Raw genomic sequence first — 24,055 nt, forward strand, 5'->3', positions numbered from 1 at the left:
AACGTGACGTGACATCGTCTGAAGCAGCTCTCATGCCGCCGGAGATAACAACCGTATCGATCCAGACAGGGTGAGAAGTAACAGGGACTCATTTAGGAAGTATAAATGGATTAGAAGGGCCATCGGGTCGCAACGGCCCCACCCAATACGCTACCGATGCTGCGCGCAGCATCAGTTCTACATCAATAGGTAGTCCTTCGGTGCAGGCAGCGCCGGCAACTCAGTTTCGCCGAGTGCTTCGCGCAGATTGATCTCGATCGTTTCTGCAAGCGCGCCGATCGGCAGGTCGTTGGGCAGTTCGCCGAAGGGTTCCTCCAGCTCGTCTCCCAGCGCATCGAGGCCGAAGAAGGTATAGGCGACCAGCGCGACGGCGAACGGGGTCAGCCAGCCGAGCATGTCGGCAAAACCGAAGGGCAGCAGGAAACAGAAGATATAGGCGGTGCGGTGCAGAAGCAGCGTGTAGCCGAAGGGCACCGGGGTCAGGCGGATGCGTTCGCAGGCCGAAAGGACGGCGCCCATATCCTTCAACGTGGCATCGAAGAGGCCGAACTCGATGTCGCTCAGGCGGCCGCGACTTTTCAGGCCGGCCAGAACGGCACCCATGCGGCGGAGGATGAAGTCCGGCGGATTGCGGCTGGCGAGGAAAGCAGCATGTTCGTCCGGTTGCAGCCGGCCGAGGATGCGGTCGGGGTCGCCGCCCGGACGCAGATGCGCCAGAAGCGCATAGGCAAAGGCGATCGCCAGGTCGAGCAGGCGCCGGCGCGGCGCGGGTTCCTGATCATCGCCCCGATCCTCGAGGATCAGCGACTGGCGCGCCAGCGAACGCGCGGCGAGGATCAACAGCCCCCAGTCCTTGCGCGCCTCCCACCAGCGGTCGTAGCAGGCATTGTTGCGGAAGCCGAGAAAGATCGAAAGCGCGATGCCGACCAGCGCCAAAGGCGCGCTGTTGAAGCCCGGAACGAGGCCAGGCCAGAAGCCGTGAGCCCAGACCACCGCCGCCGAGAGCAGCAGGACGAAGAGCACCTGCGGATAGATCATCGGCAGGACGGAGCCGCGCAGAATGAAAAAGAGGGCGAAGAGGCTGGGGCGCTTGCGGACGATCATGAAACGAGGCCTGTGCGTGACTTTCCGGCTGTCGATCTCGACTTCATAGGTCTTTTTCGACGCGCGTCCACGACAAAGAGTGGGAAATAAATGGGTGCACGCCGGAGCCGGGACGCGGGGCAATCGAACGCTCGATGTCGTCGGGCGTCACACGACTGTCATCCGGCGCGCCTATGTGCGGCCATTCCTTTCATCACGTATCCGACATGCTCCCCGACACGACATCCCCCCTTCTCCGCTTCGGCGTGATCGCCGACCCGCAATATGCGCCCATCGAACCGAACACGCGGCTTGACCGTCATTACGCCAGGAGCCTCGACAAGCTTGGCGCCGCGATCGCGACGCTGAACGGCGAGGCGCTCGACTTCGTCGTCACGCTCGGCGACGTGATCGACCGGGACTGGGAGAATTTCGACCCGGTGCTCGAGGTCTATCGCACGCTCCGGCACGACTGCCTGTTCCTGCCCGGCAACCATGATTTCGCGGTCGCCGCCGACCGGCTCGCCAGTGTCCACGCGAAGCTCGGCATGCCGGCGCCCTATCACGACTTCGTCCGCAACGGCGTACGGCTGATCCTGACCGACGGCAACGAGGTGTCGCTGTTTGCGCCGCCGCTCGACGACCCGCGTCGCGGCGAGGCCGCCACCAGGCTTGCGGCCCTTACGGAAGCCGGCGCGATCAATGCCCAGACCTGGAATGCCGGGATGAGTGCCGCCCAGACCGAGTGGATCCGGCAGCGGCTCGCGCTTGCGGAAGCGGCCGGCGAGCAGGCGATCGTGCTCGGGCACTATCCGCTGCATCCGGCGAGCGATCACAATCTGTGGGGTGCGGAAGAGGTTTCGGCGATGATCGCCGCCTCGCCTGCGGCCATCGGCTATTTCTGCGGCCATAACCACGCCGGCAATTACGGCCGGCTCGGCGACACGCATTTCGTCAACTTCAGGGGTATGGTGGATACGGCCGACGAAAACGCCTTCGCGATCGTCGCCGTTCATTCAGACCGCATCGAGATCACCGGATTCGGCCGCGAAGAGAGCCGGACGCTCGGGCTCTAGGGTCATCCAACCGGCGGACCGTTCGACCAGCCGGCGGCCCAGGCTTCCCGCAAGGTGTCGCCCTCGCCGCGGAAGAAATCCTCGAGCGGTTCGCACGCCTCGACCCGGTCGGCGCGGAAATTGCGGATCGCCCGGCGCAGTTCGCACCAGGCGACGATGACGGCGGTAGCCGAATAATAGACCAGCGCCAGCGGCCGGATGACGCGCTCGGTGGCGCTGCCCATTTCGTCGCGATAGTCGAGAAGCAGTTTTCGCTCGTCGCGGATCGCGGCGCGCACCAAAGCGAGGTCGATGCCCTCCGGCGCGGGCGCGATCGTGCCCCAGGCCTTCAATGCGTTGCCCGCCAGCACGCGGCGCAGCGGCTCGGGCACGGCGGCGGCGATCTTGGCGTTGACGCCCTTGGCCGCCTGTTTCAATCCGATGTCCGCCGTGCGCTCCAGGAGCGCCAGTCCGAGCACGATCGCCTCGGTTTCCTCGACAGAAAACATCAGCGGCGGCATGTCGAAGCCCGGCCTTAGGATGTAGCCCAGCCCGCGCTCGCCCTCGATCGGCACGCGCATCGCCTGCAGGGCAGCAATGTCCCGGTAGATGGAGCGCGGCGTCACTTCCAGCCGCTCGGCGATCTCGGCGGCGGTCACCACACGCCGGGATGTCCTGAGGATCTGGATGATCTCGAAGAGCCGCGAGGCCTTGCGCATTTTTCCCGCTCCCGCCGAACGCAACTGACACAAGCATGTCAGTTGGCCGACGCTATGGAAAGCCGAAACCGGCTGATTTTGCGCCGGAAACATGATTTTTGCCTTTCCGCACCCATGAGGATACTGACATGACTTATACCGACAATCTGTGGCTCTTCCTGGTGCTGATCGCCGGCATCATCATCGTCCCGGGCATGGACATGCTCTATGTGCTGGTGAGCGCGCTTTCCGGCGGGCGGCGGGCCGGGCTGGTCGCGACCTCGGGCATGATGACGGGCGGCATGGTGCACACGCTTTACGGCACGCTCGGCACCGGCATCCTGATTGCGCTGGCGCCGCGGCTGTTCCTGCCGATCCTGATCGCCGGCGCACTCTACATGGCATGGATCGGCGTCACGCTGGTGCGCAGTGCCATCACCGTCGCCGCGGTCGATCAGGCACCCGCTCCCGCGCTCCGGCAGACCTTTCGGCGCGCGGTCGCCACCTGCCTGCTCAACCCCAAAGCCTATCTGTTCGTCATCGCGGTCTATCCGCAATTCGTCAAGCCGACCTATGGCCCGGTCTGGATGCAGGGCCTCGTGCTCGGGGCGATGACCATGGCGACGCAGGCGCTGGTCTATGGCGGCGTGGCGCTGGCGGCCGACCGGGCACGGCTGACGCTGACCGGCAATCCGGCGGCGACGATCTGGGTCGGCCGCGGCGCGGGAGCCCTGCTGATTGCCGCGGCAGCGGTTACGCTCTGGCAGGGGCTGCAGGGCGCATGAAATCCGATCACGCGAAAATTACCGATAACAATCAGACAATTGACCGAAGCCCAGCCATTCACCGGAATGTGACTTCATTCCGCCATGCCAATTCGGCAAACATCGGCGCGCATGTCCGCACCACAAACCGCCGGTTCGGCCGGCCGCCAAGATGGAGATATCCCCCGATGAAGCTGAAACTTGTCATGGCCGGCGTCCTCGCCAGCGCGCTCAGCATGACCGTCGCGATCGCCGCAGACGAGCCTCAGGTCGTCCGCCAGGAAATGATGAAGAAGGTCGGCGGCGCGATGGGCGCCATCGGCGCGATCGTCAAGGGCGAGAAGCCGTTCGACGCGGAGGTCGTCAAGGCCTCGCTGACCACCATGGCAGAGGTCGGCAAGGATTTCCCGAACCACTTCCCGGCCGGCTCCGAAGTGGGCCTCGACACGGAAGCCAGCCCGAAGATCTGGGAAACCCCGGACGACTTCAAGGCGAAGGCCGCCGATCTGGTCAAGGCCGCCGAAGGCCAGCTCGCCCAGCTTCCGACCGACCAGGCCAGCACCGGCGCGACGATGAAGGCGGTCGGCGCGACCTGTGGCGCCTGTCATGAGACCTACCGCCTGAAGAAGTAAGGCGAACCAATACGATCCCGGCAGCGTTTCCCGTCGTCCACCGGGGCGCGCTGCCGGGATTTCCGCATTAGGCTGGGATCAGGATTGAAGAGGTCGCCATGACATCGAAATGGCTCAAGGGGCTCGGCGCGCTGGCGGCGCTCGGCGTTGTCGGCGGTGCCGGCTTTCTGTTCGTGACGGCGCCCGCCCGACAGGATCCGTCTGTCTGGGCCGATCTCGGCGAACCCGACCTCGAGAACGGCCGGCAGGTGTTCTTCGCCGGCGGCTGCACGAGCTGTCATTCACCGGCGAAGTCGGAGGGCGACGCACGCCTCGTGCTGTCCGGCGGCGCGCCGCTCCCGAGCCCGTTCGGCACCTTCCACGCCCCCAACATCTCGCCCAGCACCACGGCCGGCATCGGCGCCTGGACGCTTGCAGAATTCGGCGATGCGATGACCCGCGGCGTCGGCCGCGACGGCGAGCACCTCTATCCGTCCTTCCCCTACGGCTCCTATGCCCGGATGGCGCCGAAGGACATCAACGACCTCTACGGTTTCATGAAGACGCTGCCGGCAAGCGACAGCGTTGCGCCGGACCACGAACTGCCCTTCCCCTTCAACATCCGGCTTTCGCTCGGGGGCTGGAAGTTCCTCTATTTCAACGACCGGCCACGGGCCGAGATCGCCAATGCCGACGAGACGGTGAAGCGCGGCCAGTATCTGGTCGAAGGCCCCGGACATTGCGGCGAATGCCACACGCCCCGCGACGCGCTCGGCGGCTTCAAGGCCGGTCAGTGGCTGGCGGGCGGCCCCAACCCGGAAGGCGAAGGCACGATCCCCAACATCACACCCGGCTCGAAGAGCATCGGCTCGTGGACGGCCGGCGACATCGCCAGCTACCTCGAGACCGGCTTCACCCCCGACTTCGACAGCGTCGGCGGCTCGATGGTCGAGGTGCAGAAGAACATGGCCGAACTCACCGCCGCCGACCGCGAGGCGATCGCCGCCTACCTCAAGGCCGTGCCGGCGGTGCCGTGAGCGATGGATAGGGGCGTGAGGATGCGTGGGGCAAACGGCCCCTGAGCCGGCTTCAGCAAGAAACGCTTGCAAAAAACGCTAGCTCGCGTTAGCCTTCTGCGAATGAACAATCGGCAGAGGAAGACACTGCTGGCGATCTTCACCGACCCGGTATCCGGCTCCATAGCCTGGGCGGACGTCGAAAGCCTTATGCTTGCGGCAGGCTGCGTGCTGATAGAAGGCAGCGGCTCCCGTGTGCGCTTCGAGAAAGACGGACGGTTGGCTTTCTTTCATCGGCCGCACCCCGAGAAGGAAGCTAAGCGCTACCAGATCCGTGACGCACGGCGATTCCTCGACGACCTCGGAGTAAGACCATGAACGTCATGCACTACAAAGGCTTTTCGGCACGGATCGAATTCGATGCCGAGGACGAGATCTTCTTCGGCAACATCGCCGGCCTTGACGACGTGGTCGGATTTCACGGCGAAAGCGTGAACCAACTCAAGCAGGCTTTCCACGACGCCGCCGACGACTACATCGAAACCTGCCGTAAGCTTGGGCGAGAGCCTCATAAATCCTATTCGGGAAAGATGATGTTCCGTGTCGATCCGGACGTGCACGCGCGCGCGGCAAGGGCCGCCGAACTCTCCGGCAAGAGTCTCAATCAATGGGCGGAGGAAGCGCTTTCGAAAGCGGCCGGCGAAACGGCGTAACGACTGGTCCCCCAGCGCAGTTGAAAGTGCGCACGACAGCGCCGGAGGATCTGCAGGGCAGCCTCGGAACCACACTCCAGCAGTCCCGGCATCGACAGCGCCTCAACCTTTTCCCGCCGGCCCCTCACCCTTGACCATTTTCCCGTTCCATTGCCTTCCCCGTTCACTGGGAGAAGGTGCCGCCCTTCGACCGGCTCAGGAGGCGGATGAGGGGCGAAAGCCGGAATCGGCAACTGCCGTCCTCTTTCCCTCCAGCATCGCGCAAGGCTCGACGGACAGAGTGACCCGCATCACAAAAGAGAACAGGGACGGAAGCATGAGCATCGAACGCAGACGAATGGAAAGCGCACTCCGCTCGCTGCTCGACAGTCACCCGGATCCGGCCCTGCACCGCTGGGTGGATCAGACGGTGCAGGCGTTCGAAAAGCGGCTTTCCAACATCGTCGACCCGCGCGAACGCGATCACGCGCAGCGGGCGGCACTCGTGCTGATCAAGACCACCCTGCAGCAATGGGCAGAAAATCCGCCCGTGCGCCACTGAGCGCCGTAGAGGCCGGACTTTTCCTCTCCGTTTCGGTCGGGCGCAGAGGCCTGTGATTGACTTTTGCAGATCGCGACCCCAATAGTGCCTCAGATGGTTCCCCAGAAGCGGCGCTTCGGGGATTAATAGGGAACACGATAGGGACGACCCTGACGGGGCTCGATTCGTGGCTGCCCCCGCAACTGTGAGCGGCGAACGCCTGGACGACGATGCCACTGGAGCAATCCGGGAAGGCTGTCCGGGGGTCATGACCCGCAAGCCAGGAGACCTGCCATCAGCTGTCGTCGCCTGCCGGACGGGGTGTTCGGAAGACAGGGAGCGTGTGCGGCCCGGATCGTCGATCCGAAGCTGTATCCGGCCCCGATCTTCTCCTCCTCCTCGGTCGTCGTCACTCATCGCTATCGTTCGGAGGGAATCATGTCCGTCAATACCGTCACAGCATCCACCTCGTCTTCGGCCAGCCGCTTTGCGCCGGCCCTGCTCAGCGTCTTCTTCGGCCTGTTCATCGTCGGCTTCGTCGGCTTCTCGCCGATGGAAGTGGTTCACAACGCCGCTCACGACGCGCGCCACGCCAACGCCTTCCCCTGCCACTGAGGAGAGCCGATGTCACTGTTTCGTTCGCTCGTCTTCACTTCGGTGCTGGTCGGGCTGATCGTCGGAACGGTGGTCACGCTTGCGCAATTCCTAGGAACGACGCCGCTCATTCTGGCGGCCGAAGTCTTTGAGGGCGGTGACGTGGCCGAGAGCCACGGCGCCGGCCAGGGAACTGTTGCGGCCCATGACCACGGCGACGCAGCCGCCACCGAAGCGCACGACCATCACAGCGCCGACGCCTGGGCTCCGGCCGACGGCATCGAGCGCAATGCCTACACGCTCGTCGCCAACATCCTGACGGCCACCGGTTTCGCGCTGGCGCTGAACGGCCTGATGCAGATCTCGGGACGGCAGAGCGACTGGCGTCACGGGCTGATCTGGGGCCTGTGCGGCTTCGTCGTGGTAATGCTCGCGCCCGGCTTCGGGCTCCATCCGGAACTACCGGGCACGCCGGCCGCACCGCTTCTCGACCGCCAGGTCTGGTGGGTGGGCACAGCGCTTTCGACGGCGGCAGGCCTTGCCCTGCTGTTCTTCCAGCGCAAGCCCTGGGCGGCGGCCGCGGCCATTGTGCTGATCGCCTTGCCGCACGTGATCGGCGCACCGCTGCCGCCGGACGGCGAACACGCGCTTGCACCGGAGGCGATGTCGCATCGCTTCGTCGTCGTGGCGACGCTGACGAGCCTGCTGTTCTGGGCTCTGCTCGGTGCATTGAGCGGCCACTTCCGTCGCCGCTTCGAGGCCTGACCACGGCATGGCAGGCACGCCCTGCCCCGAATTCGACTGGCGCATCGACCTCGATGCGCTGGTCTTCGAACACCGGGCGTCCGGCAGCCGGTGTTTCGTGCACAGGCTCGCCTTCCGCAGCCTGACCGGAGAGCCCTCCCCCAGCAGGGAAACCTGCATCGACTGGTTCAACGCCCATCACGACGCCTTCACGGCGGCGGCGGCGGCAAAGGCCGCACGCGGAGTTTCGGCCGGCAATGCCTTCAATCTCAACAGCCGCGACATAAGGCGGGGGTCTCGCCCCTAGAGGCGTTCCGTCGTTTTCCGAGGCACGAGAACCACCTTCTCCTTGTTTTCAGGCAGCTTCGGACGGGAACCCGCTCCTCACATCACCTGGATTTGACTCAAGCGCGCGCCACGCGGTGTTCGGCGGAAAAGGCCGAAAGCTCGGCTTCGGCTTCCGGCGTCCAGAGATCGAGCGCTTTCAGCACCGCCTCGGCAAAGGTATCCGGCGCGGAGCCGGCGGCGGTGACGATCCTGCCGTCGGAGACCGCCTGCGGCTGGTCGCGATAAAGCGCGGTCCCCTTGTAGGCCGGATAGCGTTGATGGGAGGCAAGCGAATTGCCGGTATGGGCGACGTCGTTCAGCACACCGGTCGCGGCAAGCGCGCTGGCTGCGGCGCAGATCCCGGCGACGACCTTGTTTTCGGCGCGGAAGCCGGTGGCAAGGGCGGTGAAATCGAAGGCCTGGCCCTTTTCCCAGGCATAGCCGCCGGGAATAACCAGGGCATCGAAGCGTGCCGGATCGATCTCGGCAAAACCGATGTCGGGCGCGACCTTCAATCCACCCATCGAGATGACCGGGGCGCCATCGGGCGAGGCCGTCAGGACCTCGCAGCCGAGATAGTATCGGGCGGCAGCCATCAGGAGCGCGGGCTCCCAATCGGCGAAATCGACCTGCAGGGCAACGACGATGCGGGGCATGGCTCATTCTCCTCGAATATCGAACAAAGGGCCGCGACGACGCTCAGGAGAGCGCCTGCAGGTAGCGCATGCCGGTGACCGGCCGCGGCACGAAGTCCATGTGTTCGTAGAAGCGGTGAGCGGCGAAATTGCCGGTGGCCGCGCTGACCGAAAGGTAGTCGCAACCGGCCTGGCGGGCAATCTCTTTGGCGCGGGCGACGAGATGCTGGCCGATGCCGTTGCCGCGCTGGCCGTCATGGACATAGAGGTGATGCAGGTCCATGCCGCGCTTGCCTTCCTGGGCTCTGTAGAGCGGCACGAGAATGGCGTAGCCGATCAGGCCCTCGCCGCCGTCGGCGACCAGAGCGGTGATCCACGGCATCGGGCCGAAGAGGTCACGCTCAAGCTTTTCCGGCGTCATGGCGGAGGCATCGCCATGATGGCTGGCGAGCGAGGCAATCATCTGATTGAGTTCGGGCAGGTCGTGGCGCTTGGCGGCACGGATGACCACGACCGGAGGCCGCGGCAGGGTGAGATCTGTATCTTCGGTCATTTTCGCTTCCCTTGTTTCGTATCGCCGTCAGGGGAAGCTTTTTGTCTTGAAAACAACAAGGCCGCCTGACGGCGGCCTGTTGACATGATGATCTGTCGAGCCGCCGGTTACCGGTAGGCCCAAAAATACGTGCAGGTGATGGGTGCGCGTGCGTCGATCATGGGCGGGATCAATGCGCCGATTTCAATCGATTGTCAAGACGAAGTGATCCGACCCTCGATCCACCGCGTTCTCGGCACATGACCACGCTCCATCTCGTCCTCGGCGACCAGCTTTCCCCTTCCCTGTCATCGCTCGCCGACGCCGCGCCCGACGGTTCCGTCGTGCTGATGGCCGAGGTCATGGCGGAGGCGCGCTATGTGCGCCACCACAAGAAGAAGATCGCCTTCCTCTTCTCCGCCATGCGCCATTTCGCCGAGGAACTGCGCACGCGCGGTCTTTCCGTGCGTTACGCAAAGCTCGACGATCCCGACAACAGCCAGTCGCTTTTCGGCGAGGTGGAGCGGGCGCTGGCAGCAAGCCACGCCTCCCGGATCATTGTGACGGAACCCGGCGAATGGCGGCTGCTGGAGGAAATGCGCGGCTGGCAGGCGAGGCTCGGCGTGCCGGTCGAGATCCTTGATGACACCCGCTTCCTCATCAGCCGGGCCGGCTTCGGCCGCTGGGCGGATCGCCGGCGGGAGCTCCGGATGGAGTATTTCTACCGCGACATGCGCCGCCATTTCCGCGTGCTGATGCAGGGGGACATGCCCGAAGGCGGGCAATGGAACTTCGACAAGGAAAACCGCAAGTCACCACCGAAGGGGCTGAAGGGGCCGAAGCGCCTGTCCTGGCGGCACGATGCGATCACCCGCGACGTGGTCGCGCTCGTCGAGGCGCGCTTCGCCGACCATATCGGCACGCTCAAACCCTTCCATTTCGCGGTCACGGCGGAGCAGGCGGAAGCGGAGTTCGAGCAGTTCGTCACCGACATCCTGCCTTCCTTCGGCGACTGGCAGGATGCGATGGTGGCGGGCGAGCCCTATCTCTTCCATTCGATGATCGCCGCCTATCTGAATGCCGGGCTGCTTTTGCCGATGGACGTGATCCGCCGGGCGGAGCGCGCCTATTTCGAGGGTGCGGCGCCGCTCAACGCGGTCGAAGGCTTCATCCGCCAGATCCTCGGCTGGCGTGAATATGTGCGCGGCATCTATTGGCGCTTCATGCCCGCCTACGCGGAGAAGAACGCCTTCGAGGCCCACCGCCCCCTGCCCGCGCTCTATTGGACCGGCGAGACGAAGATGCGCTGCATGGCGTCGGCCGTAAACGACACGATCGAACACGCCTATTCGCACCATATCCAGCGGCTAATGCTGACCGGCAATTTCGCGCTTCTCGCCGGGCTTTCGGTGGCCGAGGTCTGCGAATGGTATCTTGCCGTCTATGCCGATGCCTATGAGTGGGTGGAGCTGCCGAATACGCTAGGCATGGCACTCTATGCCGACGGCGGCCAGATGGCCAGCAAGCCCTATGCGGCAAGCGGAAAGTACATCGACCGCATGAGCAATTTCTGCGGCGGCTGCGCCTATGACGTGAAGGATGGCGCGGGCGAAAACGCCTGTCCGTTCAATGCGCTCTACTGGCGCTTCATCGCCGTCAACGCGGAGAAGCTCCGGGGCAACCATCGCATGGTCAACATCCTTTCCAGCTGGCGGCGGATGGACGACGCGAAGAGGGCCAAACTGCTCGAACGGGCGGACCATTGCCTCGATCTGATGGAGAAAGGCGCGCTTTAGGGTCAAAACTTCAGGGGCTTGCCCGACCGATCGGTCCAGTGCTTGACGAAGCCGATCTTGGTGAGCTTCAGATCGTCGTCGGAATAGTTCACCACGTCGTCCGGTGACCGCGTTCCGACGACAAGGTAGCTCACCGGAGCGTCCGACCGGTTCTCGAGGCAATGGCCGAGCGCGACGCCGGCCTTGAAGGTCGCGCTCTCTCCGGGGGCCAGTTCGTGGATCGCATCGCCTTCGTGCAATGTCACCCTGCCCGAGAGAACGAAGACGAATTCGTCCTCCTGCTCGTGCCAGTGCTTGCGCGACGAGCGCGAACCGGGCGGCAGGGTCTCGATGAAGGCGCCGAACTGGGTGAGCCCGCCCGCATCGGACAGAAGCCGCGCCGAATAGGGGCCAAGCTCGCCGTTCGGTCCCTTGCCGTCTTCCTCTTCCAGCGGCGCGTCTTCCTGCCTGATCACCGGCATGATCCACTCCCTCAATGCTCGTGGTCGCACAATCCGTGGTCGGAGAGCGCGCGGATGACATAACAATCGCCGACGCTGTGGGCGCCGCAATGGGTGACGATGCGCTCCAGCTCGTGTTCCAGCTTTCGCAGCCTGGCGATCTTTTCGCGCACCTCGCCGAGCTGGGCCGCGGCGATCTCGTCGGCACGCTCGCAGGGCTCGTCCGGATGACGTCCGAGCGCCAGAAGCTCGCGGATCGCCTCGATCGGAAAGCCGAGGTCGCGGGCATGGCGGATGAAGGCCAGGCGATCGAGATCGCTGCGTTCATAGCGCCGCTGGTTGCCCTCCGAGCGGTCGGGGGCGTCGATCAGCCCCATCTGCTCGTAATAGCGGATGGTCGGAACCTTGACGCCGGTGCGCCGCGACAAATCGCCGATCGAGTACATTTCGTCAAAATACCTCTTGAAGCTCTAGTCGCTATAGAGATTAGGTAAGCAACCGGACCAGTTCAAGACGGAAAGGAATCACAATGAGCGAGAGCCACGGCCATAGCCACGGGCCATTCGACGGCATGTCCGACACCTACAAGCGCCGGCTCTGGGCGGTGATCTTCATCAATGCCGCGATGTTCGTCGTCGAGATGACGGCCGGACAGCTGGCGCGCTCGCAGGCGCTGCAGGCCGATGCGCTCGATTTCTTCGCCGACGCCGTCACCTACGGCATCTCGCTCGCCGTGATCGGCGCCTCGCTCAAGGTCCGCAGCACGGCGGCGGCGGCCAAGGGCATCAGCCTGTTCTTCATGGGGTTCTGGGTGTTCGGCTCGACCGTCTGGCGGGTCTTCTTCGACGGCATGCCGGAAGCGCCGGTGATGGGTGCGATCGGCTTCATGGCGCTGGCCGCCAATGTCACCAGCGTGCTGCTCTTGATGAACTACAAGGACGGCGACGCCAATGTGCGCTCCGTCTGGCTCTGCTCGCGCAATGACGCGATCGGCAATGTCATCGTCATGATCGCGGCGCTGGGCGTCTGGGGCACCGCGACCGCCTGGCCGGACCTTGCCGTCGCCTTCATCATGGCCGGCCTCTTCCTCAACTCCTCGGCGCAGATCCTCTGGCAGTCGTGGCAGGAATGGAAGACCGGCGGCGCCGAAGCCTTCACCAAGGCGGCAAGCCAGAGCGTGTGCGGCTGCAGCCACGATCACGGGACTGACCAGGGGCCTGGCCACGGGCATTCCCATGACGAAACGCAGGTCCACGGAAAGGCCGGCCACGCCCACGATCATGCGCATTGACGGGGGCCAGGCAATCGAGGCCGGCACGACCAGCCTCAGAAAACGGAAAAGGGCGCCGAGGGCGCCCTTCTTGCATTCGATCCGGCGCGAAACCGATCAGGCGTCGATTTCCTCGCCGCCCAGTTCGTATTCGCGGTAAAGCGCCTCGACCTTCTCGGCAACGGTCGGCAGCGCGGTTTCGTCCGAAGCGAAGCTGGCATCCGACTGGACCGTCGACGCGGTCTTGCGGCCGCCTTCGACCATCCACAGGGCGGAGGCCAGGTTCGACGACAGCAGTGTGCTGCTGAAGGCGGAATTGCCGCTGGCGCGCGGCTTTGCCGAAGCAGCGGAATCTGCTGCGTTTTCCTCGCCGTCCTTTGCGGTATGAACGTACCGGCTATTGTATGAATAGCTGCTAAGGCCGCTATCGATCCTCATGGCAGACACTCTCGTTCCAACAATTAACCTTTTGTTAACCATTGAAGCTTGCGCGAAGCTTGCGCCGCAATGCAGCAATCAGGGGTTTGAGCCGGTCGGTCGCTTGACAAAATGATTCGGGCGTGACGCTGCTTCGTGACGGACGTCACACGCCGCGCCACCCCGCCCTTCGCTCAAGCACGCCCCTTGGCAAGCCAGGCATCGATGGCGGCGCGGGTGATCCGCTGGTTGTTGCGATCCCAGGGGTCGGTGGTGTGGAAGACCGGCTCGCGTTCGTCCCAGCCGCTGCAGGAGAAATCGGACTGACCTGCAAAGAAGGCGACGAAGTCGGTTTCATTGTCCCAGGTGGCGATGGAATCGCCGCTATGCCCGCCGCCGTCGAAGATGTCGCAGAGCACCACGCGGTCGGCGCGGCGGACCAGCCCCTGGCCGCAGAAGTCGCGGTGGAATTCGACGATCAGTCCTTCGCCCTCGCCGACCGAGGCAAGCTTGCGCCAGAGCGCGGTCGCGCGCGCCTGGCCGAAGGGATCTCGGGACAACCGGTCGCGCAGATAGACCGCCCGGCGCTCCATTTCCTCGGGGCTCGCATTGATGAGCTCGTAGGGCGGTTGCCAGGGCCCGGACCGGCGGATCGAACGGAGCGCGACGACAAGCACGGTGATGATCGCCGCGAGCGCCAGCAGTGGTATGACTGTCGACATGCCCGGCCCTCCCCTCGGCTGCCCCGCATCATGCCAGATCGGCGGACCGGCGGATATGGCCGCACGCAGGCGGGCCAGCGCTCACGGCCCCTCCAATCCGGTGGCCAGTTCGGCGAGCCGGGCGACGGTGTTGATGTTGCGCGCGGTGCCGGCCTTGAGCGCAGGAAGCCTGATCTTCGAGCGGCCGGAGCCGATCGGATAGTGCACGTAGATCTCGCGGCCGCGCACCACAGCCTCCTCGCCGTCGGGCGCGAGGAAACCGTGCAGGGCGTCGTCGCCGGGCGGTTTGCCGAAGAAGCTGACGAGCACGCGCTCCGGCGCCATCGCCGCGAAGGGATTGCCGTCGAGGACGGCGCGGAGCTCCACCGGCGTGCGGAGGAAGACGCCGGGAGCCTTGCCGAGACGGTCGCCGAGCGCCGCGTTGAGCCGCGCGGCGATCTCCGCCGGATCGCCGCCGTCGCGGAAGATCAGGTTGCCGGACTGGATGTAGGTGGAGACTTCGGCGAAGCCGAGCCCCTCGGCGAGCGCCTTCAGCTCCGCCATGGGCAGTTTTCCTGTGCCACCGACATTGATGGCGCGCAGAAGGGCGACGAAGACAGGCATGAACCCTATTCCGCAGGCGCCGACGCGGGCGTGACAGTCAGCTTCAGTCCGAGAGCCCTCGCGACGCCAAGCACGGTGGAGAATTTTGGGTCTCCACGTTCGCTCAGAGCCTTGTAGAGCGCCTCCCGGGTCACGCCTGCCTCACGGGCGACGCTGGTCATACCTTTGGCCTTGGCGATCACACCAAAGGCGTTGGCGATGTGTCCGGCATCGCCACTTTCGAAGGCATCGGTCAGCAGCGCGGCCTGTGCCTCGGCATCACTGAAGAATTCCGAGACATCGAAGGGGATGGTTTCCGTCGCCATGTCATACGTCCTTTGCCAGATCCGTGACGAAGTAAGTATCTTGAATGCATCCTTGAACGGCAACGTGGCGCAGCAATCTAATACCGACAATTCCTTGTGTTCTTCAAACTGGCTTGCGCCAGATGCTCCATCTCATCCCTCTTGGCATTTCCGTTGGCAGCAGAATAGGACGGCCAGAGCTGTTCGGACGAAGCCCCAAGCCTGATCATCGTGGCCGCGGCTAGCCGACCGTAGGACCCGTACATTGGCAGAAGTCCCTGCTGCAGCCAGGCTGTCATCTGGGGCAAGGCCGAGCTTGCGGTGGGACCTGCACGACATAACCCGATCATACCCGCGAGGTAGGGATGCTGAAATGTGTTCGACTGAAACGACTCCTTGCCGCCACTGAGGCCGGTACGCACGAGACGCAGCAAAGTCGGGGCGGCGGCCTCGCCGAATATCGAAAGACGAGACAACGCTTCCCGCGCATGCTCCCTAGCCTCCGGCTTGAGCGCTAGCCCGACAAGCCCATTGATATGGGGAGTCAACGCTTCATCGGGGAGCGCGCCAATGCCGATTGAGAGATTTTGCAGAGATTGCGATTCACTGACATTCAGGCTCTCAGACCAGGTCACTCCTGCCGCGGCACGCGTCATGAAGACGTTTGCAAGATGAGAGAGATTCTCGGCAGAGCCTCTCGAAGAAGCAACGAGGCTGTATAGCCTGGGCGGCGGCGGATAACGTGGATCATCGAGAATGCGGAGCGCTAGTGCCTCGCTACGCTTGTCCAGTTTCGTTCTGTCACCGAGCGCGATACGATCGAACAGGTTTGCGAAGGCATCCCATTCGCTGCGCGTCACCGCCCGGTTCGCCGCTAGCGCGTTCTCGATCTTGGCGAAAATCTCTTGCTCCGCGCCACGGCCATCCAGGGCGAGGTTCAATCCAAGGGTTCCGGTGAGGAACGCCCCCCAAGCCCCATCCCCTCTGGATGGGTCGTCGACGTTGATTGCCTTATGCCATCGCCACCAACCTGGTTCCATCTTGAATTCGGATCCACTGTTGATCACCGGCAAGTAGAGCGGCCCAAAGGGGTAGTAGTTGATTGAGGTTCGGCGGTAGACTTCGACGAACGCCCCGTCAGCCCCGCGGAAATAGACGTTCAAACGGGATGCCGCCACGGTATCCGCTGCGAGGTCAAATCCCGCCTCAAGCGGTCTTAGCGCCCGCTTAATTTCGCCCTGCGTTATGACAACTTCAGCGTCCTTCAGAGTCGTTGGCCGTCGGACCAGGCACTCGCCATTGGCGATCCTCAGCTTAATCAGGTCAACAGCGTTCACGCGCGAACCTTTGCCCTCATTTTCCGCAGGCAGATCCAGAGTGTGCCAACCCGGTTTGAATGCAACAACTGGGCACACTTTCTGCTTCTGTATGCTGAATTCGAGTGCCTGCTCGCTACCGGTTGGCGGACTTTCCGGCTGACTTGAAAGTGCAATGAGAACGCGGTCGGCGGCGCCGGAAAGCAAGGCGTGCAGGCAAAAACCATCGCATTGCGTCGTGTCCCGTTCATAGTTGTGGGCCTTTTTCACGGCTATGGAGGAGCGCCCCAGCGGTAAGTGGATGTCGTCATGATCGGCGCTAGCCAAGGACTCAGCTTGACTTTCAATCGGACCGTTGAGCAGCAACGGCGGCAAGCTCAAGAGTGCTAGAGAAAGGCCCAAGGCACTCGCCAGTCGTATCGACCATCTGGCCTTGATGACGCTGTAGAACAACAAGAAGAGAAACAGAAGTACGAAAGCAGTCGGAGCCAGCCACATGAGAAAGGCCACCGGGAGGCCAAACCCGGTGAATGCGAGAATGATAGTCAACTCCGGAACAGCGAAGACCAAGAGGCCCAAACCAAAGAGAATGAGAACCACCAAGGATAGGAATGCAGCTAAACGATCACCTTTTGCACTCATGCACTGAGCCCCGCTGTGTGTGAGTAACTGCACCCCCGGTCACGACGGCTTCGGACCTTCGGCGGCGCAACATAACAACGCAGAGTTGAAGAACAAATTAACGAACTTCCTTCGTTTGTCGCTGACCAATCGAAAGAGCGCGCTGCCGGACGGGCGGCCGCCCCCTCACATCTTCCCCGCCACCTTGATGGCGAAGGCGTATTCGAAGGCGATCTCTTCCAGGCGCTGGAAGCGGCCGGACTTGCCGCCGTGGCCGGCGGACATGTTGGTCTTCAGCAGGAAAGGGCCGGCCTCGGGCGCGTTTTCACGCAGTCTCGCGATCCACTTGGTCGGCTCCCAGTAGGTGACGCGCGGATCGGTGAGGCCGGAGAGCGCGAGGATCGGCGGATAGGGTTTTGCGCCGACATTGTCGTAGGGGCTGTAGGCGGCGATCCAGCGGTATTCCTCTTCGGACTCGATCGGATTGCCCCATTCGCCCCATTCCGGCGGGGTGAGCGGCAGGGTGTCGTCGAGCATGGTGTTCAACACGTCGACGAAGGGCACGGCGGCGATGATGCCGGCGAATTTCTCCGGCGCCATGTTGGCGACCGCGCCCATCAGCATGCCGCCGGCGGAACCGCCCTCGGCGATGATGTTTTCGTAAGCCGTGAAGCGCTCCTTCACCAGATGATCGGCGGCGGCGATGAAGTCCTTGAAGGTGTTTTCCTTCTTTTCCATCTTGCCGTCTTCGTACCAGGCGTAGCCCTTGTCCTTGCCGCCGCGGATATGGGCGACCGCATAGACGAAGCCGCGATCGGCGAGCGACAGCGCATTCGTCGAGAAGCCGGCCGGGATGGTGATGCCATAGGCTCCGTAGCCGTAGAGCAGGCAGGGGGCCGAGCCGTCGAGGGGCGTGTCCTTGCGGTAGAGCAGCGTCACCGGCACGATTTCGCCGTCATGGGCGGCGGCCAGCACGCGGCGGGTCACGTAGTCGTCCGGATTGTGACCCGACGGCACTTCCTGGGTCTTGAGCAGCACGCGCTCGCGGGTCGTCATGTCGTAGTCGAAGAGTTGGCTTGGCGTCGTCATCGACGAATAGGAGAAACGGATGACGTCGGTGTCGTATTCGGCGGCCCCCTGCAGGCCCAGCGAGTAGGCCTCCTCGTCGAAGGCGATCGCATGTTCCTCGCCGGTCTTGCGGTCGCGGATCATGATTTCCGGCAGGCCGTTGCGGCGCTGCAGCCAGACGAGATGACGGGCAAAGGCCATGTGGTTGAGGATCAAGAGGCCCGGGGTGTGGGGAACCACTTCCTTCCAGTTCTCCTTGCCGGGCGCGGCAACCGGCGCCTCGACGATCTTGAAGTCCTTGGCGTCGCCGTCATTGGTCAGGATGTAGAAGACGTCGCCGCCCTCGGTCATCGAATACTCGACGCCCTCCTCGCGCTCGGCGACCAGTTTCGGCTCGGCCGACAGGTCATTCGTCGACAGGATGCGGTATTCCGACGTCTCGTGGTCGTGGATGTCGAGATAGATGAAGTCGTCGAGCAGCGAGCCGCCGACTCCCATGAAGAAGCCCGGATCCTTTTCCTCGTAGACCAGCCGGTCTTCCGACTGCGGCTGGCCAACGATGTGATGAAAGACCTTGGAGGGGCGATGGTTCTCGTCCTGGAGCGTGTAGAAGAAGCTCTTGCCGTCCGGCGCCCAGGCGCCGCCGCCGCCGGTGTTCTCGATCACGTCGGCCAGATCCTCGCCGGTCTCGAGATTGCGGATGCGCAGCGTGAAATATTCCGAGCCCTTGTCGTCATAACCCCAGATGCCGAAGGCATGGTCGCTGGTGTGATCGAGGCCGGCGAGACGGAAATAGTCCTTGCCGGTGGCTTCCTTGTCGCCGTCGAGCAGAAGCTTGCGGTTCGCCTCGTCCTTGTGGTCGGCGTCGCGCGGGATGCGGAAATAACGCGGCTGCTCGCCGCCGGTGACGAAGGCGGTGCCGTAGGCGAAGGGGCCGTCCTTCATCGGGATGGAACTGTCGTCCTCCTTGATGCGGCCCTTCATCTCGGCAAACAGCGTCTTCTGCAGATCCTTCGTGTCGGCCATGGCCGCTTCCATGTAGGCGTTTTCCGCCTCAAGATGGCTGCGCAGCGCAGCGTCGAGCAGGCTCGGGTCCTTGAACATCGCCTGCCAGTTGTCGGCCCGCATCCAGGCATAGTCGTCGCTGCGGGTGATGCCGTGGCGCGTATCGGACACGGGCTTCTTCTCGGCGACGGGAGGCTTCGGCAGATTGGAAAAAACGGACAAGAGAGGACCTTCCTTCAGGCAGGAAATCGGAAAAGTGTCCGTCGAGAGATAGAGAGGCCGGGGCTGCGGATCAAGGCGCAATTGCGTTCTCGACCGCGACCGAGGCAGTCACACGAAAGGGGCGCGGCGCGGTCAGCAGGTCCGCCGGACAGCCATGGGATCAGCGATAGGTGCGCAGGTAATGGCCTTCGAAATAGCGCTTCAGCCAGTGGAAGATCTTCATCTTCGGCCCGAGGAAGCTGCGCTTCTCGCTGCGATAGACGAGCATCGCGGTGTCGAGCATGTCGACGATGCAGATCAGTTCGGGCTTGAAGTCGACCGTCGGCGCACCGCCCTTCAGCACGGCGGCGATATTTTCGGCGGCGGCCTTGGCCTGCAGGTCGGCCTGGTGTGCCTGCTTCGGCAGCCAGTCCGGCCCGGGGAAACTGCCGCTGTCGCCGACCACCCAGACGTTCGGGCGATCCTTGACGCGGCACTTTTCGTCGGCCGCGATCATACCGCCGGGAGAGAGCGGAAGATCGGCCTCGGCAAGCCAGGCGGGGCCGGTCAGCCCCGGCATGAAAAGGATGAGATCGGCGGCAAACTCGCCGCCTTCGGTCACCACCTTGTCGGCCTCGAAGCGGACCATCTTGTGGCCGAGCCGGGTTTCGATGCCGCGCCTTGCCATCTCCGCCAGCAGGCCGTCGACCGCCTTGTCGCCCAGCCGCTGGCCGGGCCGCGTCGAGGGATTGAAGAAGATCAGCTTGAACCGCTCCCGCCTTCCCTGACGGCGCAACAGGCTGTCGATGATAAAGAGGAATTCAAACATCGGCCCGCCGCGTACGGCGCCCGGCTCGTTCGGATTGGCCCCGAAACCGACGGCGATCGTGCCGCCGCTCATGGCGTCCAGCCTGCGGGCGATCTCCTCACCGACGGCCACGCCCTCGCAGGGGATCAGCGCATGCTCGATGCCCGGCAGCTTGCGGATGAAGCGGCCGCCGGTGGCGATCACCAGCTGGTCGTTGGCAAACTCGCCGGCCTCGGTCTTCACCACACGGCCGTCGGCGGAAAGGCCCGTCACAGATGCCTTGACATGGCGCACGCGATGTTCGGCGAAGAAATGGGAGAGCGGGATCTTCAGTTCGGGACCTTTTCGCAGGCCGGCCGGCAACCAGATCGAGCTCGGCAGGTAGTGCAGCTCGTCGCGCGGCGAAATCACGGTGATTTCATCCCGGACTCCACTGCGGCGCAGTTCCCGAACGGTGGTGAGCGCCCCGAAACCGGAGCCGAGTACGGTGATGTTGGCCACAGAGATCTCCTGCAAAAGAAACGTTTCTTCATATATATGAAGGTTCCTCTCTATTTCAAAGAGGCGCTTCGCCGCAGCACCTGCAGGGATGGCGACGCGGTATGGCAAGGAAGGCAGAAACTCGGCTGCCGAAACGGAGCGGCGCCATTGAGCCAACGGTGGCGGCGGACCGGCGCGGTCCGAAAGATTGCCGTCCCGTTAACGGCGCATTGTCAGGATTAACCTTTCACGCAACGGTTGTTTAGGTTTTTTCGAATATGTTCATATTGAAACCTGGGCCGATATTCGATGACAGCCACCACTGCGACATCACCACTTTCCGATCCCCTCACCCGTCGGGTGAAAGCGCTCGAACTTGCCATGGAGAACCTGCCGGTCGCGGTCGGGCTGTTCCAGCTGGACGGGCGCCCGCTCTATCTCAACCGCAGCTTTCGCGACTTCTACCGCGTCGAGGAGCGCTGGAGCGAGGACATCACCTTCGCCGAGATGATCAGTTCCGGCGCCTTCTGGGACTGGAAGAACGATCCCCAGGTGTTCTTTGAACGCCTGCTGGCGACGCTGAAGCGCGACGGCGTCTTCGAGGCGCAGAACGATATCGGCGGACGCACGGTCTTCATTCACGACCGCCTGCTCGAGGGCGACCTGATCCTCACCACCCAGCGCGACGTGACCGACCAGGTCAAGGCGGAGAAGCGCGTGTCCTTCCTCGCCAGCCATGACGTGCTGACCGAACTTCCGAACCGCGCCACCTTCAACGACACGCTCGACAGCCGAATTGCCGAGGCACGCGCTACGCGCCGCAAGCTCAGCCTGCTGACGGTCGACGTCGACCGGTTCAAGGACATCAACGACGTGTTCGGCCATGCGGCCGGCGACGTCGTGCTCTCGGCAATGGCGGAACGGTTCAAGCAGTGCCTCGGGCCTGACGACATCGTGGCGCGCCTCGGCGGCGACGAATTCTGCTTCCTCTCCTCCGGCGCCAACCAGCCCGAGAGCGCCAACCTCTTGGCGCGCCGGCTGAGCGAGGCGGCAAAGGCGCCGATCCATTTCAACGGGCACACGCTCAAGGTGGGTCTTTCGATCGGGCTTGCCGTCTATCCCCAGGACGGAAAGGACCGTGCGGCACTCCTCAACAGTTCCGATGCCGCCCTCTACAGGGCAAAGGCCGAGGGGCGCGGCGTGATCCGCAGTTTCGATTCCTCCATGGACAAGCGCATGCACGACCAGCGGATCCTGCAGCGCGACCTGCAGGGCGCGATCGCGCGTGGCGAACTGGAACTGCACTACCAGCCGCAGGCGACCGTGGACTGCACCGTCTACGGTTTCGAGGCGCTGGTCCGCTGGCGTCATCCGTCCCGCGGCCTGCTCGGGCCGGCGACCTTCGTGCCCGTCGCCGAGGAAAGCGGCCTGATCGTCGAGATCGGCGAATGGGTCCTGCGCGAGGCCTGCCGCGAGGCGACCACCTGGCAGTCTCCTCTGAAACTCTCGGTCAACCTCTCGCCCGTGCAGTTCCGCCACGGCGATCTCGTGCAGCTGGTGCACGGGGTCCTGCTCGAGACAGGGCTCAATCCCACCCGGCTGGAACTCGAAGTCACCGAAGGCGTGCTGGTGCGCGATTTTTCACGCGCGCTCTATACGCTGCGGGCATTGAAGGCGCTCGGGGTACAGATCGCCATGGACGATTTCGGCACCGGCTATTCGTCGCTCTCCTACCTGCAGGCCTTTCCCTTCGACACGCTGAAGATCGACAAGTCGTTCATCGCGCGGCTGGCAAAGGACCATCATGCCGACGAGATCGTGCGGGCGGTGATCGGGCTCGGTCGCGGGCTCAACATCCCGGTGGTGGCCGAGGGCGTGGAGACAGACCTGCAGCGCTCCTTCCTCGAACGGGAGCAATGCCAGAACATCCAGGGCTACCTGATCGGCAAGCCCTTGCCGATCGGGGACTATGGCGCACTGACGGATCCCTCGACCGAGATGGACGAGATCGAAGCGCAGCCGGTGCCGCGGCGGCAGGCCCGTAAGGCCTGACGCCGAAAGCGCAGTCCCGCCCGCAGGTGTCGGCCCCTCTTCTCCCCATGGGGAAAAGGTGGCGCGTGGCGCCGATGAGGCGGGCGAAGCCCATTGAGCGCCGCCCACTCAGCTCCCTCATCGCCTCGCAACGGTGTCGATCTCCCCCCTTGAGGGGGAGATGCCCGACAGGGCAGAGGGGGGTATTTCCGCAGGCGCCGAGATCGGAGGTCACCCCCCTCTGTCACTTCGTGACATCTCCCCCTCAAGGGGGGGAGATGGGGCAACGAACCTCAGCCGACGCGGGTGGTGCGCGCCCAGTCCATGTAGAGTTCGAGCGCCTTGCGGGCGACCGGGCCTTCCTGCAGTTCGCGACCGTCGAGCCGGTTGACCGGGGCGACCTTGGAATAGTTGCCCGAGGTGAAGATCTCGTCGGCGTCCATGAAATCCTCGACCGACAGCGTCACTTCACGGACCTCGTAGCCGGCCGCGCGCAGGAGCCCGATGACGCGGGCGCGGGTGATGCCGGCAAGGAAGGTGCGGTTGGCGGCGGGCGTGGAGACGACGCCGTCCTTGACCATGAAGACGTTGGACGACGCCGTCTCGACGACATTGCCGTTCATGTCGCGCACCAGCGCGTTGTCGAAGCCGCGGGCGCGGGCCTCGACGATCATGCGGCCGGAATTCGGGTAGAGGCTACCGGTCTTGGCATCGGTCATCGCGCATTCCGGCGTCGGGCGACGGAAGGGCGAGAGCGTCAGCGAATGCGGCTTGGCGGTGTGCATCGGCGCCTCGAAGAGGCAGAGCGCGAAACGGGTCGATTCCGGATCGGGCGCGACGACGGAACCGGCCTGGCCGTGTTCGGCCCAGTACATCGGCTTGATGTAGATCGCGGTCTTGCCGTCGAACTTCTTCACACCCTCCCAGGCGAGGCGCTCGATTTCCTCGTCCGAAACGGTCGCCTTCATGCCCATGTTGGCGGCCGAGCGGTTGACGCGGCGGCAATGGGCGTCGAGATCAGGCGCGATGCCGTCGAACCAGCGCGCCCCGTCGAACACCGTCGAGCCGAGCCACATCGCATGGGACACCGGCCCGATCAGCGGCGGATTGCCGGAGATCCACTCTCCGTCGACATAGGTCCAGGTTGCGGTGCGGGCGGAAGTATCGACAGCCATTTCGGTCTCCAATCATCAGGTCGCCGGCAGTCAACGGCAGGAGGCACATGGCGGTCAAGGCCAAAGTCACCGCCGGCCCCACTTGGCAAGAAATCGATGCGGACGATTTGCTTCCACGCAAGAAACAGTCGCGATTCCAGATGCTTGGCGAATGGGTCGATCACGGAAATTGATTGGAGGGGATGGGGCGTCGGGCGCTGCCCTTTGCTCAGCGGCTTATCTCTCGCACCAAAGTTTTGCCCCTCGCTCCCCTGTTTGCCCCTCACCCTGACCCTCTCCCCGCCTGCGGGGAGAGGGGACGGCCGCCGTTGTGCTCGAAGCACCATCGCCAGGCATTCGACGCAGGTGGCATGGTGGTTGAGCGCAGGTGGCATGGTTGAGCGGCTACCGCAGATCCCTTTGTAACTTCCCAAATGGCGCATTCGGCTATGTAATGCCGGTTGCGGTGGCGGATGGGAGACCGAATTCCCTTTGGGACAGCAAGCCCGTGGGAGAGCAAGGGTCTCCGTCCGCCGTTCCATCGAAC

The 24,055-nt window shown here is 63.9% G+C and carries 28 protein-coding genes and 1 riboswitch; of the genes, 14 read left to right on the forward strand and 14 right to left on the reverse strand.

What is annotated here, in order from left to right; genetic code table 11:
• Positions 1 to 177 precede the first annotated feature (177 nt).
• The gene (locus HHL25_RS22370) at positions 178 to 1,104 is read right to left on the reverse strand and encodes a bestrophin family protein (RefSeq protein ID WP_169595456.1); all 927 of its coding nucleotides are present in this window, start codon (positions 1,102 to 1,104) and stop codon (positions 178 to 180) included.
• 206 nt (positions 1,105 to 1,310) lie between these two features.
• Between HHL25_RS22370 and HHL25_RS22375 the strand changes: the two genes are divergently transcribed.
• Positions 1,311 to 2,159, forward strand: a complete 849-nt coding sequence (locus HHL25_RS22375; protein WP_169595457.1) for a metallophosphoesterase — start codon at positions 1,311 to 1,313, stop codon at positions 2,157 to 2,159.
• Positions 2,160 to 2,161: 2 nt separating this feature from the next.
• Here the strand turns inward: HHL25_RS22375 and HHL25_RS22380 are convergent, their stop codons facing one another.
• Positions 2,162 to 2,857: a helix-turn-helix transcriptional regulator gene (locus HHL25_RS22380; RefSeq protein ID WP_169595458.1), complete on the reverse strand. Its 696-nt coding sequence runs from the start codon at positions 2,855 to 2,857 to the stop codon at positions 2,162 to 2,164.
• Positions 2,858 to 2,985: 128 nt separating this feature from the next.
• Here HHL25_RS22380 and HHL25_RS22385 point away from each other — a divergent pair, with 128 nt between their 5' ends.
• The 9 genes from HHL25_RS22385 to HHL25_RS22425 all read left to right on the forward strand — a co-directional run bounded on the left by HHL25_RS22385 (position 2,986) and on the right by HHL25_RS22425 (position 8,105).
• On the forward strand, positions 2,986 to 3,621 hold the full coding sequence (locus HHL25_RS22385) for a LysE family translocator (protein WP_169595459.1): 636 nt from the start codon (positions 2,986 to 2,988) through the stop codon (positions 3,619 to 3,621).
• Between the two features lie 167 nt (positions 3,622 to 3,788).
• A complete protein-coding gene (locus HHL25_RS22390) occupies positions 3,789 to 4,232 on the forward strand; it encodes a c-type cytochrome (RefSeq protein ID WP_169595460.1) in 444 nt (147 codons plus the stop codon).
• Positions 4,233 to 4,330: 98 nt separating this feature from the next.
• The gene (locus HHL25_RS22395; protein ID WP_169595461.1) at positions 4,331 to 5,248 is read left to right on the forward strand and encodes a c-type cytochrome; all 918 of its coding nucleotides are present in this window, start codon (positions 4,331 to 4,333) and stop codon (positions 5,246 to 5,248) included.
• A gap of 102 nt (positions 5,249 to 5,350) precedes the next feature.
• Positions 5,351 to 5,605 (forward strand): type II toxin-antitoxin system HicA family toxin, encoded by a 255-nt coding sequence (locus HHL25_RS22400; protein ID WP_169595462.1) that lies wholly within the window; start codon positions 5,351 to 5,353, stop codon positions 5,603 to 5,605.
• Entirely contained in the window at positions 5,602 to 5,940 is a 339-nt protein-coding gene (locus tag HHL25_RS22405; RefSeq protein WP_169595463.1) for a type II toxin-antitoxin system HicB family antitoxin, read from the forward strand. Before HHL25_RS22400 ends, HHL25_RS22405 begins: the two co-directional genes overlap by 4 nt.
• Positions 5,941 to 6,256: 316 nt before the next feature.
• On the forward strand, positions 6,257 to 6,481 hold the full coding sequence (locus HHL25_RS22410; RefSeq protein WP_169595464.1) for a hypothetical protein: 225 nt from the start codon (positions 6,257 to 6,259) through the stop codon (positions 6,479 to 6,481).
• 77 nt (positions 6,482 to 6,558) lie between these two features.
• Positions 6,559 to 6,771, forward strand: a riboswitch (cobalamin riboswitch).
• A 127-nt stretch (positions 6,772 to 6,898) separates the two neighbouring features.
• Complete coding sequence (locus HHL25_RS22415) at positions 6,899 to 7,075, forward strand: CbtB domain-containing protein (protein ID WP_169595465.1); 177 nt, start codon at positions 6,899 to 6,901, stop codon at positions 7,073 to 7,075.
• A gap of 9 nt (positions 7,076 to 7,084) precedes the next feature.
• Entirely contained in the window at positions 7,085 to 7,819 is a 735-nt protein-coding gene (locus HHL25_RS22420; RefSeq protein ID WP_169595466.1) for a CbtA family protein, read from the forward strand.
• Positions 7,820 to 7,826: 7 nt separating this feature from the next.
• Positions 7,827 to 8,105 carry a hypothetical protein gene (locus HHL25_RS22425; protein ID WP_169595467.1) on the forward strand — a complete coding sequence of 93 codons (279 nt, stop codon included), beginning with the start codon at positions 7,827 to 7,829 and terminating at the stop codon, positions 8,103 to 8,105.
• 97 nt (positions 8,106 to 8,202) lie between these two features.
• Here the strand turns inward: HHL25_RS22425 and HHL25_RS22430 are convergent, their stop codons facing one another.
• Positions 8,203 to 8,781, reverse strand: coding sequence for a DJ-1/PfpI family protein (locus tag HHL25_RS22430; RefSeq protein ID WP_169595468.1), 579 nt, complete (start codon positions 8,779 to 8,781; stop codon positions 8,203 to 8,205).
• A gap of 43 nt (positions 8,782 to 8,824) precedes the next feature.
• Complete coding sequence (locus tag HHL25_RS22435; protein WP_169595469.1) at positions 8,825 to 9,313, reverse strand: GNAT family N-acetyltransferase; 489 nt, start codon at positions 9,311 to 9,313, stop codon at positions 8,825 to 8,827.
• Between the two features lie 239 nt (positions 9,314 to 9,552).
• Here HHL25_RS22435 and HHL25_RS22440 point away from each other — a divergent pair, with 239 nt between their 5' ends.
• The gene (locus tag HHL25_RS22440) at positions 9,553 to 11,088 is read left to right on the forward strand and encodes a cryptochrome/photolyase family protein (protein ID WP_169595470.1); all 1,536 of its coding nucleotides are present in this window, start codon (positions 9,553 to 9,555) and stop codon (positions 11,086 to 11,088) included.
• Between the two features lie 2 nt (positions 11,089 to 11,090).
• Here HHL25_RS22440 and HHL25_RS22445 read toward each other — a convergent pair whose 3' ends face one another.
• Together HHL25_RS22445 and HHL25_RS22450 are read right to left on the reverse strand one after the other, a co-directional pair.
• Positions 11,091 to 11,549 (reverse strand): cupin domain-containing protein, encoded by a 459-nt coding sequence (locus tag HHL25_RS22445; protein ID WP_169595471.1) that lies wholly within the window; start codon positions 11,547 to 11,549, stop codon positions 11,091 to 11,093.
• An 11-nt stretch (positions 11,550 to 11,560) separates the two neighbouring features.
• Positions 11,561 to 11,974 carry a MerR family transcriptional regulator gene (locus HHL25_RS22450; protein WP_169595472.1) on the reverse strand — a complete coding sequence of 138 codons (414 nt, stop codon included), beginning with the start codon at positions 11,972 to 11,974 and terminating at the stop codon, positions 11,561 to 11,563.
• Between the two features lie 83 nt (positions 11,975 to 12,057).
• Between HHL25_RS22450 and HHL25_RS22455 the strand changes: the two genes are divergently transcribed.
• The gene (locus tag HHL25_RS22455; protein ID WP_169595473.1) at positions 12,058 to 12,819 is read left to right on the forward strand and encodes a cation transporter; all 762 of its coding nucleotides are present in this window, start codon (positions 12,058 to 12,060) and stop codon (positions 12,817 to 12,819) included.
• A gap of 96 nt (positions 12,820 to 12,915) precedes the next feature.
• Here the strand turns inward: HHL25_RS22455 and HHL25_RS22460 are convergent, their stop codons facing one another.
• From HHL25_RS22460 to HHL25_RS22490, 7 genes are all read right to left on the reverse strand, one after another.
• Entirely contained in the window at positions 12,916 to 13,236 is a 321-nt protein-coding gene (locus HHL25_RS22460) for a hypothetical protein (RefSeq protein ID WP_169595474.1), read from the reverse strand.
• 173 nt (positions 13,237 to 13,409) lie between these two features.
• Positions 13,410 to 13,937: a hypothetical protein gene (locus HHL25_RS22465; RefSeq protein ID WP_169595475.1), complete on the reverse strand. Its 528-nt coding sequence runs from the start codon at positions 13,935 to 13,937 to the stop codon at positions 13,410 to 13,412.
• 81 nt (positions 13,938 to 14,018) lie between these two features.
• Positions 14,019 to 14,540, reverse strand: a complete 522-nt coding sequence (locus HHL25_RS22470; protein ID WP_169595476.1) for a DUF1697 domain-containing protein — start codon at positions 14,538 to 14,540, stop codon at positions 14,019 to 14,021.
• 5 nt (positions 14,541 to 14,545) lie between these two features.
• Positions 14,546 to 14,845, reverse strand: coding sequence for an addiction module antidote protein (locus HHL25_RS22475; RefSeq protein WP_169595477.1), 300 nt, complete (start codon positions 14,843 to 14,845; stop codon positions 14,546 to 14,548).
• Positions 14,846 to 14,922: 77 nt separating this feature from the next.
• Positions 14,923 to 16,782, reverse strand: coding sequence for a hypothetical protein (locus HHL25_RS22480; RefSeq protein ID WP_169595478.1), 1,860 nt, complete (start codon positions 16,780 to 16,782; stop codon positions 14,923 to 14,925).
• Between the two features lie 165 nt (positions 16,783 to 16,947).
• On the reverse strand, positions 16,948 to 19,056 hold the full coding sequence (locus HHL25_RS22485; protein ID WP_169595479.1) for a S9 family peptidase: 2,109 nt from the start codon (positions 19,054 to 19,056) through the stop codon (positions 16,948 to 16,950).
• A gap of 160 nt (positions 19,057 to 19,216) precedes the next feature.
• Positions 19,217 to 20,344: an NAD(P)/FAD-dependent oxidoreductase gene (locus HHL25_RS22490; RefSeq protein ID WP_169595480.1), complete on the reverse strand. Its 1,128-nt coding sequence runs from the start codon at positions 20,342 to 20,344 to the stop codon at positions 19,217 to 19,219.
• A 288-nt stretch (positions 20,345 to 20,632) separates the two neighbouring features.
• Here HHL25_RS22490 and HHL25_RS22495 point away from each other — a divergent pair, with 288 nt between their 5' ends.
• Positions 20,633 to 22,375 (forward strand): putative bifunctional diguanylate cyclase/phosphodiesterase, encoded by a 1,743-nt coding sequence (locus HHL25_RS22495; RefSeq protein WP_169595481.1) that lies wholly within the window; start codon positions 20,633 to 20,635, stop codon positions 22,373 to 22,375.
• A gap of 272 nt (positions 22,376 to 22,647) precedes the next feature.
• Here HHL25_RS22495 and HHL25_RS22500 read toward each other — a convergent pair whose 3' ends face one another.
• The gene (locus tag HHL25_RS22500; protein ID WP_169595482.1) at positions 22,648 to 23,529 is read right to left on the reverse strand and encodes a branched-chain amino acid aminotransferase; all 882 of its coding nucleotides are present in this window, start codon (positions 23,527 to 23,529) and stop codon (positions 22,648 to 22,650) included.
• A gap of 47 nt (positions 23,530 to 23,576) precedes the next feature.
• Here HHL25_RS22500 and HHL25_RS23665 point away from each other — a divergent pair, with 47 nt between their 5' ends.
• Positions 23,577 to 23,702, forward strand: coding sequence for a hypothetical protein (locus HHL25_RS23665; RefSeq protein WP_261345133.1), 126 nt, complete (start codon positions 23,577 to 23,579; stop codon positions 23,700 to 23,702).
• Positions 23,703 to 24,055 lie beyond the last annotated feature (353 nt).

This window comes from Rhizobium terricola (genome assembly GCF_012927355.1).
Taxonomy (GTDB): domain Bacteria; phylum Pseudomonadota; class Alphaproteobacteria; order Rhizobiales; family Rhizobiaceae; genus Allorhizobium; species Allorhizobium terricola.

Excerpts from the sequence above, each read along its gene's own strand:
- HHL25_RS22475 (WP_169595477.1), bottom strand. The coding sequence starts at position 14,845 with ATGGCGACGGAAACCATCCCCTTCGATGTCTCGGAATTCTTCAGTGAT.
- HHL25_RS22500 (WP_169595482.1), bottom strand. The coding sequence starts at position 23,529 with ATGGCTGTCGATACTTCCGCCCGCACCGCAACCTGGACCTATGTCGAC.
- HHL25_RS22400 (WP_169595462.1), top strand. The coding sequence starts at position 5,351 with ATGAACAATCGGCAGAGGAAGACACTGCTGGCGATCTTCACCGACCCG.
- HHL25_RS22470 (WP_169595476.1), bottom strand. The coding sequence starts at position 14,540 with ATGCCTGTCTTCGTCGCCCTTCTGCGCGCCATCAATGTCGGTGGCACA.
- HHL25_RS22395 (WP_169595461.1), top strand. The coding sequence starts at position 4,331 with ATGACATCGAAATGGCTCAAGGGGCTCGGCGCGCTGGCGGCGCTCGGC.
- HHL25_RS22435 (WP_169595469.1), bottom strand. The coding sequence starts at position 9,313 with ATGACCGAAGATACAGATCTCACCCTGCCGCGGCCTCCGGTCGTGGTC.
- HHL25_RS22450 (WP_169595472.1), bottom strand. The coding sequence starts at position 11,974 with ATGTACTCGATCGGCGATTTGTCGCGGCGCACCGGCGTCAAGGTTCCG.
- HHL25_RS23665 (WP_261345133.1), top strand. The coding sequence starts at position 23,577 with ATGGCGGTCAAGGCCAAAGTCACCGCCGGCCCCACTTGGCAAGAAATC.
- HHL25_RS22385 (WP_169595459.1), top strand. The coding sequence starts at position 2,986 with ATGACTTATACCGACAATCTGTGGCTCTTCCTGGTGCTGATCGCCGGC.
- HHL25_RS22415 (WP_169595465.1), top strand. The coding sequence starts at position 6,899 with ATGTCCGTCAATACCGTCACAGCATCCACCTCGTCTTCGGCCAGCCGC.
- HHL25_RS22445 (WP_169595471.1), bottom strand. The coding sequence starts at position 11,549 with ATGCCGGTGATCAGGCAGGAAGACGCGCCGCTGGAAGAGGAAGACGGC.
- HHL25_RS22380 (WP_169595458.1), bottom strand. The coding sequence starts at position 2,857 with ATGCGCAAGGCCTCGCGGCTCTTCGAGATCATCCAGATCCTCAGGACA.
- HHL25_RS22420 (WP_169595466.1), top strand. The coding sequence starts at position 7,085 with ATGTCACTGTTTCGTTCGCTCGTCTTCACTTCGGTGCTGGTCGGGCTG.
- HHL25_RS22425 (WP_169595467.1), top strand. The coding sequence starts at position 7,827 with ATGGCAGGCACGCCCTGCCCCGAATTCGACTGGCGCATCGACCTCGAT.
- HHL25_RS22430 (WP_169595468.1), bottom strand. The coding sequence starts at position 8,781 with ATGCCCCGCATCGTCGTTGCCCTGCAGGTCGATTTCGCCGATTGGGAG.
- HHL25_RS22410 (WP_169595464.1), top strand. The coding sequence starts at position 6,257 with ATGAGCATCGAACGCAGACGAATGGAAAGCGCACTCCGCTCGCTGCTC.
- HHL25_RS22495 (WP_169595481.1), top strand. The coding sequence starts at position 20,633 with ATGACAGCCACCACTGCGACATCACCACTTTCCGATCCCCTCACCCGT.
- HHL25_RS22390 (WP_169595460.1), top strand. The coding sequence starts at position 3,789 with ATGAAGCTGAAACTTGTCATGGCCGGCGTCCTCGCCAGCGCGCTCAGC.
- HHL25_RS22460 (WP_169595474.1), bottom strand. The coding sequence starts at position 13,236 with ATGAGGATCGATAGCGGCCTTAGCAGCTATTCATACAATAGCCGGTAC.
- HHL25_RS22465 (WP_169595475.1), bottom strand. The coding sequence starts at position 13,937 with ATGTCGACAGTCATACCACTGCTGGCGCTCGCGGCGATCATCACCGTG.
- HHL25_RS22455 (WP_169595473.1), top strand. The coding sequence starts at position 12,058 with ATGAGCGAGAGCCACGGCCATAGCCACGGGCCATTCGACGGCATGTCC.
- HHL25_RS22440 (WP_169595470.1), top strand. The coding sequence starts at position 9,553 with ATGACCACGCTCCATCTCGTCCTCGGCGACCAGCTTTCCCCTTCCCTG.
- HHL25_RS22480 (WP_169595478.1), bottom strand. The coding sequence starts at position 16,782 with ATGAGTGCAAAAGGTGATCGTTTAGCTGCATTCCTATCCTTGGTGGTT.
- HHL25_RS22405 (WP_169595463.1), top strand. The coding sequence starts at position 5,602 with ATGAACGTCATGCACTACAAAGGCTTTTCGGCACGGATCGAATTCGAT.
- HHL25_RS22370 (WP_169595456.1), bottom strand. The coding sequence starts at position 1,104 with ATGATCGTCCGCAAGCGCCCCAGCCTCTTCGCCCTCTTTTTCATTCTG.
- HHL25_RS22375 (WP_169595457.1), top strand. The coding sequence starts at position 1,311 with ATGCTCCCCGACACGACATCCCCCCTTCTCCGCTTCGGCGTGATCGCC.